15 protein-coding genes are annotated in these 15,702 nt (G+C 69.8%); 13 read left to right on the plus strand and 2 right to left on the minus strand.

Going from position 1 to position 15,702, the window contains the following annotated elements; translation table 11 throughout:
* Nucleotides 1-22: 22 nt before the first annotated feature.
* Genes AB0B94_RS04940 through AB0B94_RS04985 form a run of 10 tightly spaced genes read left to right on the plus strand, consistent with a single transcriptional unit; the run spans nucleotide 23 to nucleotide 9,793 of the window.
* Entirely contained in the window at nucleotides 23-295 is a 273-nt protein-coding gene (locus AB0B94_RS04940) for an acyl carrier protein (protein ID WP_357268289.1), read from the plus strand.
* Nucleotides 292-1,398, plus strand: coding sequence for a hypothetical protein (locus tag AB0B94_RS04945; RefSeq protein WP_357268291.1), 1,107 nt, complete (start codon nucleotides 292-294; stop codon nucleotides 1,396-1,398). Before AB0B94_RS04940 ends, AB0B94_RS04945 begins: the two co-directional genes overlap by 4 nt.
* A complete protein-coding gene (locus AB0B94_RS04950; RefSeq protein WP_357268294.1) occupies nucleotides 1,395-2,870 on the plus strand; it encodes a class I adenylate-forming enzyme family protein in 1,476 nt (491 codons plus the stop codon). The genes AB0B94_RS04945 and AB0B94_RS04950 overlap by 4 nt, the downstream gene beginning before the upstream one ends.
* Complete coding sequence (locus AB0B94_RS04955) at nucleotides 2,863-4,137, plus strand: alanine racemase (protein ID WP_357268296.1); 1,275 nt, start codon at nucleotides 2,863-2,865, stop codon at nucleotides 4,135-4,137. Before AB0B94_RS04950 ends, AB0B94_RS04955 begins: the two co-directional genes overlap by 8 nt.
* A complete protein-coding gene (locus AB0B94_RS04960; RefSeq protein WP_357268298.1) occupies nucleotides 4,134-4,376 on the plus strand; it encodes a phosphopantetheine-binding protein in 243 nt (80 codons plus the stop codon). The genes AB0B94_RS04955 and AB0B94_RS04960 overlap by 4 nt, the downstream gene beginning before the upstream one ends.
* Nucleotides 4,373-5,551 carry an acyl-CoA dehydrogenase family protein gene (locus AB0B94_RS04965; protein ID WP_357268301.1) on the plus strand — a complete coding sequence of 393 codons (1,179 nt, stop codon included), beginning with the start codon at nucleotides 4,373-4,375 and terminating at the stop codon, nucleotides 5,549-5,551. The genes AB0B94_RS04960 and AB0B94_RS04965 overlap by 4 nt, the downstream gene beginning before the upstream one ends.
* Nucleotides 5,538-6,623 carry an acyl-CoA dehydrogenase gene (locus AB0B94_RS04970; protein ID WP_357268303.1) on the plus strand — a complete coding sequence of 362 codons (1,086 nt, stop codon included), beginning with the start codon at nucleotides 5,538-5,540 and terminating at the stop codon, nucleotides 6,621-6,623. The genes AB0B94_RS04965 and AB0B94_RS04970 overlap by 14 nt, the downstream gene beginning before the upstream one ends.
* 23 nt (nucleotides 6,624-6,646) lie before the next feature.
* On the plus strand, nucleotides 6,647-7,516 hold the full coding sequence (locus tag AB0B94_RS04975) for a hypothetical protein (protein WP_357268305.1): 870 nt from the start codon (nucleotides 6,647-6,649) through the stop codon (nucleotides 7,514-7,516).
* Nucleotides 7,513-9,162, plus strand: coding sequence for an amino acid adenylation domain-containing protein (locus AB0B94_RS04980; RefSeq protein ID WP_357268307.1), 1,650 nt, complete (start codon nucleotides 7,513-7,515; stop codon nucleotides 9,160-9,162). Before AB0B94_RS04975 ends, AB0B94_RS04980 begins: the two co-directional genes overlap by 4 nt.
* A 4-nt stretch (nucleotides 9,163-9,166) precedes the next feature.
* The gene (locus AB0B94_RS04985; protein WP_238668942.1) at nucleotides 9,167-9,793 is read left to right on the plus strand and encodes a LysE family translocator; all 627 of its coding nucleotides are present in this window, start codon (nucleotides 9,167-9,169) and stop codon (nucleotides 9,791-9,793) included.
* 127 nt (nucleotides 9,794-9,920) lie between these two features.
* On the opposite strand, the gene AB0B94_RS04990 is transcribed toward AB0B94_RS04985, so the two are convergent.
* Both AB0B94_RS04990 and AB0B94_RS04995 read right to left on the minus strand, forming a co-directional pair.
* On the minus strand, nucleotides 9,921-11,462 hold the full coding sequence (locus tag AB0B94_RS04990) for a hypothetical protein (RefSeq protein WP_357268309.1): 1,542 nt from the start codon (nucleotides 11,460-11,462) through the stop codon (nucleotides 9,921-9,923).
* 112 nt (nucleotides 11,463-11,574) lie between these two features.
* Entirely contained in the window at nucleotides 11,575-11,814 is a 240-nt protein-coding gene (locus tag AB0B94_RS04995; RefSeq protein WP_357268311.1) for a hypothetical protein, read from the minus strand.
* Between the two features lie 193 nt (nucleotides 11,815-12,007).
* Between AB0B94_RS04995 and AB0B94_RS05000 the strand changes: the two genes are divergently transcribed.
* From AB0B94_RS05000 to AB0B94_RS05010, 3 genes are all read left to right on the plus strand, one after another.
* Nucleotides 12,008-13,120, plus strand: a complete 1,113-nt coding sequence (locus tag AB0B94_RS05000; RefSeq protein WP_357268313.1) for a ricin-type beta-trefoil lectin domain protein — start codon at nucleotides 12,008-12,010, stop codon at nucleotides 13,118-13,120.
* Between the two features lie 194 nt (nucleotides 13,121-13,314).
* Nucleotides 13,315-13,773: a hypothetical protein gene (locus AB0B94_RS05005; protein ID WP_357268316.1), complete on the plus strand. Its 459-nt coding sequence runs from the start codon at nucleotides 13,315-13,317 to the stop codon at nucleotides 13,771-13,773.
* 359 nt (nucleotides 13,774-14,132) lie between these two features.
* The gene (locus AB0B94_RS05010; protein WP_238668946.1) at nucleotides 14,133-15,677 is read left to right on the plus strand and encodes a non-reducing end alpha-L-arabinofuranosidase family hydrolase; all 1,545 of its coding nucleotides are present in this window, start codon (nucleotides 14,133-14,135) and stop codon (nucleotides 15,675-15,677) included.
* The last annotated feature ends 25 nt before the right edge of the window (nucleotides 15,678-15,702 follow it).

Below are 15,702 nucleotides of genomic sequence, written 5' to 3' on the forward strand. Positions count from 1 at the left end.
CCACTCGGGAAGGAGCGACAGAGTGCCCACCGGAACCGCCGACCGCGCCGCAGTTGCGGACACCGTCAAGCGGGTCGTCATCGCACAGTCCCAGCTGACGATCAGCGCCGGTCGGATCACCGAGACAGAGCCGCTCGCCGGGCCGCTGCTGGACGTGACCTCGCTGGGCCTGCTCGCCGTACTGCTCAAGATCGAAGAGGAGCTCGGTGTCACGCTGCCCGACGATCTGTTCTCCGCCCCCCTGCCGCGTACCGTGGGCGACCTGGTCGACCTCGTGCAGCGGGCCGCCCGATGAGCGGCGCCGCCGCCGAGTTCGGCGCGGCCCTCGATGCGCTGCCCGCCGACCTGTTCGACTGCGTGCAGGTCAATCTGGCGCTGCTGGCCGACGTGCGGCACGGACCCGGCACCCATCTGCGGCTCGGCGCGCGGCTCGCCTTCCGGCCCCGGCTCGACGACGCTTGGTGGACAGTCGAACCCGTTCTTGCCGACCAGGTGGATCACTCGGCCGGGCTCCTCGGACTCGCGGTCGACGAGCGCTGGGACGCCTGCCCGGCGGACCGGGTGCCCGAGTTGATCGGCGGGCCCGAGCCGCTCTACGTCGTCGCCGACGCCTACCACCTGCCGTGGCTTCCCTACGCCGGGCAGGAGCACATGCGGCACAGCTTCCTCGTGCACTCCCACGATGACGGCGTACGTGTCTGGGACGCCTACCGCAACGACACCCGATGGGGGCCGGCAGTACCGGGCCACTGGGACCTGAACGTGAAGGACCTGATCACGGCACTCGGCGACACCGCCGACGTGATCAGCTTCGGCACGGCGGCGCTGCCCGACCCGAGGCCGACGGTCCAGCTCGACGACCCGACCGAATACCTGGCCGCGTACGCCGACGCCGCGGACCCGGCTGCCGCGCTCGCCCGCCTGACCCTGCAGACCTGGCTGCTCGCCCGGTCCCGGCTGCTGCACGCCGCCAGCCGCGGAATGGAACTCCAGGAACATCTCGGGGCCTGGCAGGGGCTGGTTCAGCAGACCTACGTCGCGTGGCGGATGGCGCAGCGCGGCCGGCCGGCGTCGGAGGCCCCGCTGCGGCGACTCGGTGAGCTGCTGCACCGGGACCAGGTGCTCTTCGCCGTACCGGCGGCCGGCGGGCAGCAGTGGCGGCAGCACGTCGCCGAGGCCGCCGCGTCCGTCCTCCGCCTGCCCGTGCCAGTAGTGCTGGGTGGCGCCCGGTTCGACACGTCCCCCGAGTACGGCTCGTTGCGGATCGTCGAGATCGTCGAACTGGTGGAACGGGTGGTTGGTGTGGAGCTGTCCGCCGACGATCTCGTGCCGGAGAACCTGCAGGACCTCGACGGCCTGTGCCGGATCGTCGCCCGCGCCGGGGCCGGCGCCCGATGACCCTGCTGCACGAGCTCTTCGACACGGCGGCCCGGCGTGCCCCCGACGACGTGGCCGTCACCGCGGGCCCGGACCGGACCACCTTCGCCGAGGTGGTGAGATCGGGTCGCCGGATCGCGGCCGGGCTGCTCGGGGCCGGGCTGCGCCGCGGTGACCGGCTGGTGATCGTGTCACCGCCGTCGGTGGTCCTGCCCGCCGTCCTGTACGCCGCGGCCCGTGTCGGCGTCATCTTCGTCGTCCTGCACGAACAACTCCGCGGCGATCCGCTGCGACATGTGCTCGATGACTGTGAGCCGGCCCTGGTCCTCAGCGATGACGCGGAGGTCAGAGTCCTGGCGGCCGAGTCCGGGTCCGCGGCGGGCGACCTCAGCGGACTGGTGGCGCGGGCACCGCTGGACGGGCTGCCGCCGGGAGGTGAGCCGCTGACGGTGGACCCGGTGTGTCTCGTCTACACCTCCGGTTCCACGGCTCGACCCAATGCGGTGGTCTCCACCCACCAGCAGATGCTGTTCGCTGTCGCGGCCATCCAGGACGCCATCGGCTATCGCCGCGACGACGTGGTGTTCTGCCCGTCACCGGTCTCCTTCGACTACGGGCTGTACCAGCTCTTCCTCGGTGCGCTCAGCGGCGCTCGGATACACCTGGCCGGACTGACTGTCACCGGCCCCGGCCTGACGGCGGCGCTCACCGCGACCGGCGCGACAGTGCTCGCGGCAGTCCCGTCGACGGCCGAGATGCTGGCCCGGCTGCTGGGCCGTGGCGGTGACCCGCCGGAGCTGCGGCTGCTCACCACCACCGGCGCGGCGATGCCCGCGGACCTGCTGCAGACGCTGCGGGCCCGGATGCCGACCCTGCGGACCCAGGTGATGTACGGCCTGACCGAATGCAAGCGGGTCGCCATCATGCCCCCGGACGGTGATCGGGAGCGGCCCGGGTCGAGCGGCCGGCCGCTGACCGGGACGGAAGTGTTCGCCATCGACAGTAAGGGACGTCGTCTGCCCGACGGTGCCGTCGGCGAGCTGGTGGTCCGCGGCCCGCATGTGATGTCCGGCTATTGGCGGCGTCCGAAGCTGACCGCCGACCGGTTCCGGGTGGAGGAGGGCCTCACCACCCAGCTGCGCACCGGCGACCAGGGCCGGGTGGAGACCGGGGGTTGGGTCTACGTCGACGGTCGTACCGACGACGTCTACAAGGAACGCGGATACCGGGTGAGCGCCACCGAGGTGGAGGCCGCCGCTCGCCGGATACCGCGGGTCACGTCCGTCGCGGTCCTGCCACCGCGCGACGGCGTGCGGTCGGTGCTGGTCGCCGTCACGGAGCTGGCGGCGGAGACGGTGCTGGACCGGCTGCGTGACCACCTCGAGGTGTTCAAGATCCCGCAACGGTGCGTGGTGGTCGACGGTCTGCCGCTGACCCACAACGGCAAGATCGACCGCAAGGCTCTGACCACCCTGGTGGCCGAGAATGCTTGACGACGAGCTGGCCCGCCAGGTCGCGGCCACCGCCGGAACCCCGGCTTACGTGTACGACCTGGCAGCCGCCCGGGACAACCTCGCCGCCCTGCGCATCGCCCTGCCCGAGGGGACCGACACGTACTACTCGGTGAAGGCCAACCGGCACCCGGAACTGCTGCGGGCGCTGCGCGACGCCGGCAGTCGTGCGGAGGTCTGCTCGCCGGGCGAACTCAGCGCCGCCCTGGCGGCCGGCTGGGATCCCGGCACCATCCTGTACGCCGGTCCCGGCAAACGCGACCTCGATCTGCGCGCCGCGCTTGCCGGGGGCGTGCGGCACTTCTCGGTGGACTCGCCGAACGCCCTGGACCAGCTGAACCGGTGTGCGGAAGCGGCCGGCGTGCCGGTGTGGTGCCTGCTGCGGATCAACGCCGACGCGCCCGCGTCCCGGCCCGGCCTGACCATGACCGGGGTGTCGTCGCCGTTCGGTGCCGACGCCCGCTGGGTGGCGACCGCCCCGGAGCGGTTCGGGCACCGGCCGCACGTGACAGTGACCGGGCTGCACCTCTACATGGGCACCAACCTGACCACCGTTGGCGATCTGCTCGCCCAGTTCACCAGCAGCCTGCGAACCGCCGCCGACCTGCGCGAGGTGCTGCGTGCCCAAGGGGTACGCCTGGACGTGCTCGACCTCGGCGGCGGGTTCGGTGCGCCGTTCGCCCGGGCCGGCGGTCGCCTCGACCTGTCCGGGCTGCGTGAGCCGCTCACCGCCCTGCTGGACGCGGAGGTACCGGACTGGCGGGTCGGCCGACCCCGGATCGCCTTTGAATCGGGCCGCTATCTCGTCGGTACCGCCGGCACCCTGCTCACCCGGGTCCTCGACGCGAAATCGTCGCACGGCAGCTACCTGGTCGTCCTCGAGTCGGGCATCAACCACCTCGGCGGCCTGTCGGGGCTGCGCCGCCTCCCACCGTTGGTGCCGAGCCTGATCCCGGTCGACGCTGCGGCACCCACAGCGGACACGGTGCCGACCACCGTGTGCGGCCCGCTGTGCACTCCGCTGGACGTATGGGCGCGGGGCGTCGAACTGCCCCGGCTCGAACCCGGCGACCTGCTGGCTGTACCCAACGTCGGCGCCTACGGCCTGGACGCGAGCCTGCTCGCCTTCCTGGGCCACCCGCTGCCGGCCGAGGTGGTTCTCGACTCCACCGCCCCGGAACCGGCCACCTGGCACGTGTCCCGGATGGACCTGGTCCGTACCCCGATCTCCCTGGGAGAGCCGCTGTGAATCCGGAGTTCGTCGCGCTGCTGTCGCGTTTCCTCAAGTACGCCACCCCCGACCAGATCACCGCCGACGCCTCACTGCACGATCTGGGCCTGGACTCGATGCAGTCGATCGAACTGCTCTTCGCCATCGAGGACGACTGTGGCGTCAGCCTTCCCGACGAGGCGTTGACCGAGAGCACGTTCGCCACTGCCGGAAGCCTCTGGGCGGCCGTGTGCAACGCTCGCGGTGACGCCTCATGACGGCGGTGGCGGCTACGGCCGTCGACCTGGCCGGCCGGGTGGAACGGGTCGCGGCGGTGGCCCGGGAACATGCCCGGCGTACCGATGACGAGGCGGTCTTCCCCACCGAGGCGCTGGCCGAACTGCGCGCATCCGGGCTGCTGGCGCTGGTCGTGCCGGCCGCGTACGGCGGGCTGGGCGGCGGCCCGACAGAACTGATCGACTGCGCCGAGTCGCTGGCCCGCGCCGATCTGTCGGTGGCTCTGATCTTCGCGATGCACTGCCAGCAGGTCGCCACCGTCGCCAGGTATGGCGACGATGAGCTGCGGGCCACTCTTCTGCCGCGCATCGCCGCTGGCGAACGTTATCTGGCGTCGGTGACCACCGCCGCGGGCACCGGCGGTCACCTGTTGTCCGCGAGCGCGCCGCTGCGGGACACCGGGGAGGGACTGCTGATCGAGCGGTTCGCGCCGATCGTCACCGGCGGCGCCTACGCCGACGGCTTTCTCATCACCATGGGCAGCCCCGGCGCCGACGTACCCGGGCAGGTCTGCCTCGTCTATGCCGAGCGCGAGCAGTTGGAGATCACCGAGTCGGGTCAGTGGCAACCGATGGGCATGCGGGCCAGCCACAGTGTGGCGCTACGGCTCACCGGTACGGTCCCCCGTCACCAGTTGATCGGCGCAGAGCACGGGTTCCGGGAGATCTCGCTGGCCCTCTTCTCGCCGCTGGCCCACCTCGGCTGGGCCGCCTGCTGGCTGGGGGCCGCCGCCGGGGCGCTGTCCCGGGTGGCGACCCTGCTGCGCAGCCCCGACGGCCGGCGTCGATTCGACCATCAGTCCGAGCTGCTCCTGACCCGTCTGGGTCGGGCCCGCCATCGGATCGACGCCGTCCACGCGCTGCTGCGGCACGCCCAGCGCATCGTCGAGGACGACGTTGACCTGTCGACCGCGCCGGTGCAGATGTTGCTCAACGGCCTGAAGGTGACCGCGGCGGAGTCGTGCCGGCAGGCCGTCGAGGAACTCGTCGACGCGGTCGGGTTGCGGCACGGCTACTTCAAGGACTCGGACACCTACCTCGAACGGGTCCTGCGGGATCTGCGGTCGGCGTCGCTCAACTACCACAACGACCGGCTCGACCTCGCCGACGGACGGCAGGTGCTGCTCGACCGGAAGGTCACCCATGTTGGTGGGTGAGCGGACGACAGGGTCCGGCGACGCGCTGGCCCGGGCCCTCACCGGTGACCGTCCGGTGTGGCCCGCTCTGGGGGCGTCCGGCGTCATCGCGTCCCTCTACGAGCCGGACGGACGGGTCAGTCCGGAACGGCTCGGCCGACTGCTGGCCGCGGTGGACGCGTCCCAGCCGATCGGGGTCACACTGGGCGTCTGTGTGCAGGTCGCGGCGGCACTTCCGCTGCTGCGTACAGCACTGCCTGATCATCCGCTGACCGCCGAGGTGACCGCCGGGCGGGCGGTGCTGGCGCTTGCCGCCACCGACAGCGGCCGTGGTTCGCAGCTGAGCTCGCTGGGCAGCGGCTACCGGATCGACGGCGACCGGCTCACACTGACCGGGGCGAAACGGTGGATCACCAACGCGCGTACCGCCGACGCGTTCCTCGTGCTGGCCCGGCACGAGGAGGGCAGGCACTTCACCAGCTTCAGCTTCGTGCTGGTCCCGGCCGGCGCTCCCGGTGTAACGGTGACCCCGGCCCGCACCGAGCTGTTCGACGGGGCAGGGCTCGGCGACGTGACGTTCACCGGCGTACAGCTCCCCGCCACCGCCGTGGTCGGCGGCCGTGGCCGGGGGATGGCACTGTTCGCCCGGCACATCGCCACCGAACGGCTGGCCGGTGGTCTGTGGGCGGTCGCCCTGTGCCGGCGTGTGCTGGCCGACACCGTGGAACGCCTGCGCCGGCCCGACGACGGCGGCACCTCTCTCTGGCAGGACCCGGGCGTACGGCGACACGTGGCCGGATGCCTTGCCCGCGTCCACGAACTCCGCGCGGTGTGCGTGACCGCCGGCCCGCTGGTCGCCACGCGCCACGATCCCGCAGCCGCGGCCCGAGTGAAGATCGCCACCGCCGACACCGTCGACCACGTGCTCGGTGAATGCGCCCGCCTGCACGGCGCGGACGGGTTCGTCGACGACGGCGTCCAGCGGCTGCGCACGGAGGCGGCGGTGTTCGGCATCGGTGGCGGTGTCGGCGAGGTGGCCCGTGAGCTGCTCGCCGACCGGGCCGACGACCTCCTGCACGATCTCGCATGGTGACGGTGGTCCGGGAAGGGGGAACGATGACGAACTGGGCGGATCTGAGCTGCTACACCAGCAACCTGGCCGCCTACCTGGCACCCGGGCGGCCGCACCTGCGCTCCGAACTGGCCGACGCGGTTCGTCTCGCGGTCCTCCCCGCGACGACGGCACTGTCGCACCACAGCCGTATCGACGGTGGCAGCCTGGGATATGTCGGGACGGCCCGGTGGGCGGAGGCCACGGCCGGGATCGCCGCTGAGCTGGAGACCCACGGCAAGGTCCTGGCGGTCGCGAACACCGAACAGCTGCCCTGGTCTCCCGAGTACCAGCGCCGCGCGACGCCGCACTGGGTGCTGCTGACCGGCCGGCCCGGAGGTTGCTGGCAGGTGGAGGACCACTTCGCCGCGACGACCCCGCACGGCGATCATCGGCCGTACCACGGGCAGGTCACCGAGGACGAGCTGAAGGTGCTGCTCACGCCGGTCACCACGGCGTCCGGTGCGGTCGCCAACCGCGATCGGCACGCCCTCGGCGAGCCCGTCGAGGTGCCACCGCCATCGCAGTACCGCTGGCTGGCCCGGACCGCTGCGGTGCGTACTCCCGTGGAGCCGGGATGGCTCACCGGCTCGGACGCGGTGACGCATCTCGCCGCGGTGGTCGAGGATCGGGCAAGGCTCGCGGCTCTGGCCGACGACCTGTGGGCGGCCAGCCGGCACCAGTTGTTCCGCCACCGGGTCCGGTCGGCCGCCGGGCTGACCGATCCGACGGTCGCCGCTGCGGCTGTCTCCGCGTGGGAGGAACTCCCGCGGGCCCTGCGGTTCGCCGTGGAGTCGGCCGACCGTGGGCGGCCCCGACCGGGTGTGGTCAGTGCCGCGTTCGACCGGATCATCACCGAGGGGACGACCGCGTGAACACGCTGTACGACTGGTTCGCCGAGTCCGCCGCCCGGCATCGGGATCGGATCGCGCTGGACCTGGGAGCCAACCGGCTCCGGTACGGGGAACTCGACGATCTCGCCGGCCGGGTCGCCGCCGCGGTGGTGCGCCGGCTCGGCCAGCCCCCGCGCCGGCTGGGGCTGCTCGCGGCTCGCAGCGCCGGTGCGTACGCCGGATATCTCGCCGCGTACCGGCTGGGCGCCACGGTCGTGCCGCTCAATCCGGCGTATCCGCCCGCGCGGACCGCGGCCGTCGCCACGGCGGCCGAGCTGGACCTGGTCCTCGCCGACGCCGGTGGCAGCGCCGGTGCGGTGCCGGTGTTACCTGTCGACGACGGTGCTCTCGCCACGCTCCCACCTGCCAACGGGGTGCCGGCACGCCGGGCGGACGCGGCCCGCCCGGCGTACCTCATGTTCACCTCCGGGTCGACCGGTACGCCGAAAGGTGTGCCGGTGACCCATGCCAACGTGCTCGCCTTCCTGCGGGCCGTGGCCGCACGCGCGGAGCTGACCAGCGACGCCCGGGTGTCCCAGATGTTCGACCTCACCTTCGACCCGTCGATCTTCGACCTGTTCGCCACCTGGGGCGCTGGAGCGACGGTGGTGGTGCCGCAACCGGCCGACCTGATGGCGGCGGTCCGGTTCGTCAGGCAACGCGAGATCACCCATTGGAGTTCGGTGCCGTCGGTGATCGCCATCGCGCGGCGGCTACGGCAGTTGGGCCCGGACCGCATGCCGACGTTGCGATGGAGCATGTTCTGCGGCGAGCCGCTGTCCGTCGACGCTGCGGCCGCCTGGCGGGCTGCCGCGCCGAACAGCGTCATCGAGAACATGTACGGACCCACCGAACTCACAGTCACCTGCACCGGCTACCGCCTGCCGGCATCGCCCGCCGACTGGCCGGCCACCACGAACGGCACCGTGCCCATCGGGGAGCCCTACCCGGCGGTCGACTGGCTGTTGCTCGACGAGGACCTGCGCCCCGCAGCCGAGGGAGAGCTGTGCGTCCGGGGCCCGCAGCGGTTCCCGGGTTATCTCGATCCGGCGGACGACATCGACAGGTTCGTCACCGGCGCCTCCGGCAGTTACCGGCTCCGCCATGGCACGCCGTCCGGATCGGACTGGTACCGGACCGGAGACCGGGTCCGCCAGGAGAACGGCCGGTTGATCCACCTCGGCCGGTTGGACCACCAGGTGAAGGTTTCCGGATACCGCGTCGAGCTCGGCGAGATCGAGGCGGTCGCCCGGCGACACCCGGAGGTGGCGCAGGCTGTCGCCCTGGCCCTCGCCGTGCCGACCGGCGGTGTGGAGTTGCACCTGGCCTACGAGGGGCCGGTGGTCGACGAGGAGCAACTGCTGGCCATGTTGCGGGCCACGCTTGCTCCGTTCATGGTGCCCCGCCGGCTCACCCGCTTCGAGGCCCTGCCGCTCACCGCCAACGGCAAGATCGACAGGGGCCTGCTCGGCCGTGTCCTGCGGTCAGATCGTCTTCCCGGACAGGGCCCGGGTGGCGCGTCGCATCAGCTACCGAACGGCGGGGGGCCGGGCGCCGGCCCGGACGGTGGCGCGGATTTGTCGGTACGGGCATCCATTGTCCCGAGTGTGGGCGGTATGCCAACCTGACTGGGTGCCACTGGATCCGCGGCTGCTCGCCGCGTTCACGCTCGCCACTGTCGTCGCTACGCTGGCGCCGGGTCCGGACATGCTGTTCGTCCTCGGTTCCGGGATGCGTGGTGGCCCGCGTACCGGGCTGCTCGCCACGGCCGGCATCGCGACCGGCGAGGCCATCCACGTCATCGCGGCGGCCGCCGGGCTCAGCGCACTGTTCACGGCGGTGCCCGAGGCGTTCACCGCGTTGCGCCTCGCTGGTGCCGTCTACCTGGCCTACCTGGGCATCCAGATGATCCGGCAGTCCGGTGACCTGGTGGTGTCCACCGGTGACGGCGCGCCCATCTCGGCTCGCCGTGCCTACCTCACGGGCTTCCTCACGAATCTGTCCAACCCGAAGATGATCATCTTCTCGGTCGCGTTTCTTCCCCAGTTCGTCGATCCGTCGCTGGGATCGGTGTGGATCCAGTTCGCCGTGCTCGGCGCCATCCTGATCTGCCTGGAGTTCCTGATCGACGGTGGGGTGGGCGTCTTCGCCGGTCGGGTCGGAGGTTGGCTGAGACGCCGTCGTACCGTGCGCCGTTGGGTCGACACCGGTACCGGCGGCATCCTGATCGCGCTGGGACTGCGGCTGGCGGTGGAGTAGCAGCGCGTCGTCGCACGGTGTCCGCTGGAAGGCATCAGGTCCCGCAACGGGTCCGATCTGCGTGACCGAACCAGTGCGGGACCGGATGCCTATCTCCTGCTACCCGGGTGTCGGGGCGAGCGGGTGATCAGCCGAAGCAGTTGGGCACCGGCGGTGAGCTGGGCGTGCAGTTGGTGGGCCGGTTGCCGGTGATGGCCGTCTGCTGGTCCACCGTGACCTGGCCGCCGTCGTTGAAGATCCCGCCGGGTGCCAGGGTGGAGATGTTGTCGGTGACCTTGCTTTCGGTGAGGGTGAGCGTGGCGTTGTTGTAGATGCCGCCGCCCTGCGAGCTGGAGCCGATGGCCCTGTTCCGGTCGACGTGGGTGCGGCGCAGTACGACGGTGCCGCTGCCGTTGTAGACGCCACCGCCGTGTTCGATGGTGCTGTTCGTGCTGGCGACGTTCTCGCTGATCTGGCTCTCTTCGGCCACGAACTGGTTGATCTGGTTGAACACGCCGCCGCCGCGTTGGCCGGCTTCGTTGTGGTGGACGTTGCCGTGCTTGAGGCGGAAGTCGCCGTCGGTGAAGATTCCGCCGCCCTCGCTGCCGGCTCGGTTGTCGTTGATCTCGACGTTCCTGGCCTCGGTGGTGGAGTCGAGGCCGCCGCGGATGCCACCGCCGCGGAAGCCCGCGGTGTTGTTGTCCAGGCGGACGTTGTCGAGCACGGCGACCTGGCTGTTCGACAACCCGCCGCCGGCGCCGCCGATCGGCACGATGTTGAAGGTGCCGATCGTGTTGTTGTAGCTCAGTCGAGTGTTCTGCACGGTGAGGTTGCCGTTGTTGTAGATGCCGCCCCCGTCGAACACGGCGCTGTTGTTGCTGATGGTGCTGGCGCGGTCCTTGTCCTTGCTGTCCCAGTCCTTGCTGTTGCCGTGGTCGTCTCCGCCGAGGATCTTCGTGACGCCGTAGTTGGCGATGCCGCCACCCGGGCCGTTGGTGTGGTTGTAGACCACCTCGGTGTTCTCGATGACGGCCCTGCCGCCGATGTCGATCCGGATGCCACCGCCGCCCTGGCCGATCCCGCCCTCGGCCAGGCCGCCCTTGATGGTGGCGTCGCGCAGTGTCAGGTCGCCGCCGGTTCCGACTTCGAGGATCCGGAACGGGGTGGCGTTGGCCGCGCGGACGATTGTGGATCCGTTTCCGTCGATCACGACGTGCTGGGTGATGATCGGCAGGCCGACCGCGCCGAAGGGCACCGGTGGCTGGGGTGCTGACCTGTTGAGCGTGTAGGTGCACTTCTCGGCGAGGCGGAGCTTCGCCCCGGAGTCGGCGTTCGCGCGGACGATCGCCGCGATCAGCTCGTCGGCGTTGCAGGGTACGGACCGGAAGTCGTCGCGATGGTCGTCCTCTTTCTTGTGGTCCCTGCCGTCGCGGCCACCCGGGTCCTGGCCTCCGTGGTCGTCGCCGCTGCCCCGGCTGCCGTCGGCGAGGACCTGCGCTCCGGCGTTCGACGGGCTGCCGTCGTCCTTCCCGGCTGCCCCGCTCACTCCCGCCGAGGTGAAGGCGGCCAGACCGAGCACCCCGGTCAACCCGGCCGCCCCGGCGACGAGCCAACGCGCCCGCCGCCTTTTCGGCAGCGGGGCCTGGTCGGCCGCCACTTCGCTCATCTTCGGGTGTAGATAGTTGGACATCGAGCTACCCAGCCCTTCTCCGTACACCATGTTTTCCGCACGTCGCAGTCGGTGCAGAAGGCGACAAATCGGTTATCGCCACCAAGGCGAAGGTAGTCGAGCGAAGCTCACATCAATCGGTCTTATGCGAAAAAGACCTACATTCGACGTAACCGCCACAGGCGATCCGATGGCCCCACGCGCTTTCACCTGCCCCACCGGCGTCGAGGCCGGCGCGCTCGGCGCGCATCACCGCCTCCAACAGGTGCGTGATCCACTCCTCTTTCGTGAAGCCGGGGCGTCCCTGGCGTCGGGACACGCCCGACGTCGCGAAACGGAGTGGATCAGTCGCTCGGACCAGCACGGCGGGCATCGAGCTGGGTCCGCGTCGCGACCCGGGTTGCTGGCCCGCTTGACGTGGGCGAGGTCAGCGACAAGAATTTACAGGAATCGCTGTTAGCGTTAACAATCCGTCCCAGTGCTGCGACGGCATCGTCATGCCGATGTCGCGACGGTCGCGACGGCCTGATTCCTCGGTCAGCACTACCACTGCAGGGGAGAAATCTATGCGAACGAGGGCAAGATGGCTCGCGGCGACTGCCGCACTCGGTGTTGTCCTCGCCGGGGTGCTGACCTCGACCGGACCGGCCAACGCGGAATCCAACGGCGGGGTGCGGGTGATGCCCCTCGGCGACTCCATCACCGAGGGCACCCAGGTGCCGGGCGGGTACCGCATCGGGCTCTGGCAGCGGCTCGTCAACGGTCGGTACACGGTGGACTTCGTCGGGTCGCAGTTCAACGGGCCTGCCAGCCTGGGTGACCACGACCACCAGGGACATCCCGGCTGGCGCATCGACCAGATCGACGCGAACATCGTCAGCTGGCTGAACACCCAGCGGCCGCAGACCGTTCTGCTGCACATCGGCACCAACGACATCCTGCAGAACTACAACGTGAGCACCGCGCCGAACCGGCTCTCCACCCTGATCGACCGGATCACCACAACGGCTCCCACCGCAGAGGTGTTCGTCGCGCAGATCATCCCGCTCTCCAACAGCAACCAGGACGCGGCCGCACGCACGTTCAACGCGGCGATCCCCGGCATCGTGCAGAGCAAGGTGAACGCCGGCAAGAAGGTACGCCTGGTCGACATGCACAGCGCACTCACCACCGCCGATCTGATCGACGGCGTCCACCCCACCTCCGGCGGTTACGACAAGATGGCCGCCCGCTGGTACAGCGCGTTGCAGTCGGTGCCCGGCAGCATCGGCAACCCGGGCAGCGGCACCGGGCAGACCACCGCGATCGTGGGTACCTTGTCCGGTCGCTGCGTCGACGTCCCCGGCTCTTCGACCACCAACGGCACCCAGGTGCAGTTGTGGGACTGTCACGGCCGCACCAACCAGCAGTGGACGTACACGAGCAGCAAGACGCTGACCGTGTACGGCAACAAGTGCCTCGATGCGGCCGGCTACGGCACCTCGCCGGGCACCCTGGTCACCATCTACGACTGCCACGGCGGAACGAACCAGCAGTGGAACGTCAACGCCAACGGCACGATCACAGGGGTGCAGTCCGGCCTCTGCCTGGACCCGTACAACGTGGGTACCGGCAACGGCACGAAGCTCGTCCTCTGGACCTGCACCGGTCAGGCCAACCAGCAGTGGAGCCGCCGATAACCTCTGCGGCGGCGTCGGGTGGTCGGATCGCTGATGGTCCGACCACCGTCGTCCCCTGCCTGTCCACTCTCCGGACGGCATCGACCGGGTTCGGTGGGCGGACGATGGGCTGCGGCCGGCATCGGAGTGACCTGAGGGGTGCGGGTGATGGGCGGAACGGCTCGCGCGGTGGTCGCGCTCTGCGGGCATCTGGCGTGAGCGACGGGTCGCGTCTCGGTGACCCGGCACGCCTCGGTGGGTACGAGGTGCTCGACCGGCTCGGTGACGGGGGCATGGGCAGTGTCTTCCTGGCCCGTTCGCCGCAGGGTCGGCGGGTGGCGGTCAAGGTCGTCCGTGCCGAACTCTCTCAAGACGAGGAGTTCCGGGCCCCCGCCCACGCCATCATCAGCGACGAGTACGGCCCGGTGCAGTGGAGCCCGGCCAAGAGAGATCGTCGTCGAGTTTCTCGGCGACGCGCCGCTGAACACCACGTTCAGGGTTGTGGATCGAGGCGCTGTCTGAGTCGGACGTACCCCGACCAGCCACCGGCCGGCTCTGATTCGCAGGTGATCGCTTTCTCACCGTCGCCGCGCCAGCGCTCCTGGTCGACCCGTCAGGCTGCGTTCATCGGCACCGCCAGCAAGCCGCGGGCGATGGGCAGCCGTCGATGTTAACGCGCTCGTGGGGCCTCCTCAAGGGCTCGGCGGTGCTCCATGCGGGGGATCTGGGTCGATGCCTGCGGGAATGCGGTTCAAGTCGTTTCACCCCAAGGTCCGCAGCCCGGCAGCAGCAGATGTTCCCAGCGCATTACGTCTTGACGAACGGCATGTTATCGCTCACAGTCGATGCCTAAGGACGACGAGACCTCGGCTTTCCGGGCAAGCCCTGCTTCGTCGATCTCGAATCAGGCGTGCGCCACAGCTCGCCGGCGTCTTGTTAACGCTAACTATCTGACGTCTGCGCGCTCGGCCACGCGTCGCGGTACGCCCATCCTCGGGCAGGCCGTTCGGCTCTTGGTCACTGGAGGAGGATCATGTCTGCCCTCGATAGGTCTCCATCGATCGCAACGCCGTCACGGCGGCGACGGTGGTGGTTGCCCCGCATCCTCGCCGCCAGCGCTGCGGCGTTGATGGTCGGTGGTGCCGCCGTAACTGTGGTGTCGTCACCCGCCGCCGCGGCGACGGTCGACACGAACGCGTGGTACGTGTTGGTCAACCGCAACAGCGGCAAGGCCCTGGACGTCTACAACCTGGCCACGAATGACGGTGCCCGGATCACCCAGTGGGCCCGCAACAACGGCAACCAGCAGCAGTGGCAGTTCGTCGACTCCGGTGGTGGCTACTACCGGGTGAAGTCGCGGCTGTCCGGCAAGGTGCTGGACGTCTCGGGCTTCTCGACCGCCAACGGTGGCAGCATCGTGCAGTGGAGTGATCTCAACGGCACCAACCAGCAGTTCCGGCTGGCCGACTCGGACAGCGGCTACGTCCGGTTGATCAACCGGAACAGCAACAAGGTGATGGAGGTGCAGGGCGCCTCGACCGCCGACGGTGGCAACATCGTGCAGTACGACGACTGGAACGGCGCCAACCAGCAGTGGCAGTTCGTCCGCGTCGGCGGTGGGACCGACCCCACCACGCCGCCGCCGACGACCCCGCCGCCGGGCGGCACGTGCGACCTCCCGTCGACGTACCGGTGGTCCTCCACCGGGGTGTTGGCGAACCCGAAGTCGGGTTGGGTGTCGCTGAAGGACTTCACAGTCGCCCCGTACAACGGCCAGCAGTTGGTCTACGCCACCACGCACGACTTCGGTAGTAGCTGGGGCTCGATGAACTTCAGCCTCTTCTCGAACTACTCACAGATGGCCTCGGCCACCCAGAACACGATGAACTCCGGAACTGTCGCGCCGTCGCTCTTCTACTTCGCGCCGAAGAACATCTGGGTGCTCACCTACCAGTGGGGTGGCACGGCGTTCTCCTACCGGACCTCGACCAACCCCACCAACGCGAACGGTTGGTCCGCGGCGCAGCCGCTGTTCACCGGAAGCATCACCGGCTCCGGTACCGGTCCGATCGATCAGACGATCATCGGTGACGGTACGAACATGTACCTGTTCTTCGCCGGTGACAACGGCAAGATCTACCGGGCGAGCATGCCGATCGGGAACTTCCCGGGCAACTTCGGCAGTAGCTACACGACCATCATGAGCGACACCACCAACAACCTGTTCGAGGCCGTTCAGGTCTACAAGCTGCAGGGTCTGAACAAGTACCTCATGATCGTCGAGGCGATCGGCTCGACGGGCCGCTACTTCCGTTCGTTCACGGCGACCAGCCTGAACGGTTCGTGGACGCCGCAGGCGGCGTCCCAGAGCAACCCGTTCGCGGGCAAGGTCAACAGCGGTGCGACCTGGACCAACGACATCAGCCACGGTGAGCTGCTGCGCACCAACGCCGACCAGACGATGACCGTCGACGCCTGCAACCTGCAACTGCTCTACCAGGGTCGTTCCCCCAGCTCCGACGGCGTCGACTACGGCCTGCTGCCGTACCGGCCGGGCCTGCTGACCCTGCAACGCTGACCGATTTGAACAAGCTCGACTGACC

The sequence above is a fragment of the Micromonospora sp. NPDC048986 genome (genome assembly GCF_040649335.1).
Classification (GTDB): domain Bacteria; phylum Actinomycetota; class Actinomycetes; order Mycobacteriales; family Micromonosporaceae; genus Micromonospora; species Micromonospora alfalfae.

Excerpts from the sequence above, each read along its gene's own strand:
- AB0B94_RS04975 (WP_357268305.1), top strand. The coding sequence starts at position 6,647 with ATGACGAACTGGGCGGATCTGAGCTGCTACACCAGCAACCTGGCCGCC.
- AB0B94_RS04945 (WP_357268291.1), top strand. The coding sequence starts at position 292 with ATGAGCGGCGCCGCCGCCGAGTTCGGCGCGGCCCTCGATGCGCTGCCC.
- AB0B94_RS04990 (WP_357268309.1), bottom strand. The coding sequence starts at position 11,462 with ATGTCCAACTATCTACACCCGAAGATGAGCGAAGTGGCGGCCGACCAG.
- AB0B94_RS04955 (WP_357268296.1), top strand. The coding sequence starts at position 2,863 with ATGCTTGACGACGAGCTGGCCCGCCAGGTCGCGGCCACCGCCGGAACC.
- AB0B94_RS04970 (WP_357268303.1), top strand. The coding sequence starts at position 5,538 with ATGTTGGTGGGTGAGCGGACGACAGGGTCCGGCGACGCGCTGGCCCGG.
- AB0B94_RS04950 (WP_357268294.1), top strand. The coding sequence starts at position 1,395 with ATGACCCTGCTGCACGAGCTCTTCGACACGGCGGCCCGGCGTGCCCCC.
- AB0B94_RS05010 (WP_238668946.1), top strand. The coding sequence starts at position 14,133 with ATGTCTGCCCTCGATAGGTCTCCATCGATCGCAACGCCGTCACGGCGG.
- AB0B94_RS05000 (WP_357268313.1), top strand. The coding sequence starts at position 12,008 with ATGCGAACGAGGGCAAGATGGCTCGCGGCGACTGCCGCACTCGGTGTT.
- AB0B94_RS04995 (WP_357268311.1), bottom strand. The coding sequence starts at position 11,814 with ATGCCCGCCGTGCTGGTCCGAGCGACTGATCCACTCCGTTTCGCGACG.
- AB0B94_RS04965 (WP_357268301.1), top strand. The coding sequence starts at position 4,373 with ATGACGGCGGTGGCGGCTACGGCCGTCGACCTGGCCGGCCGGGTGGAA.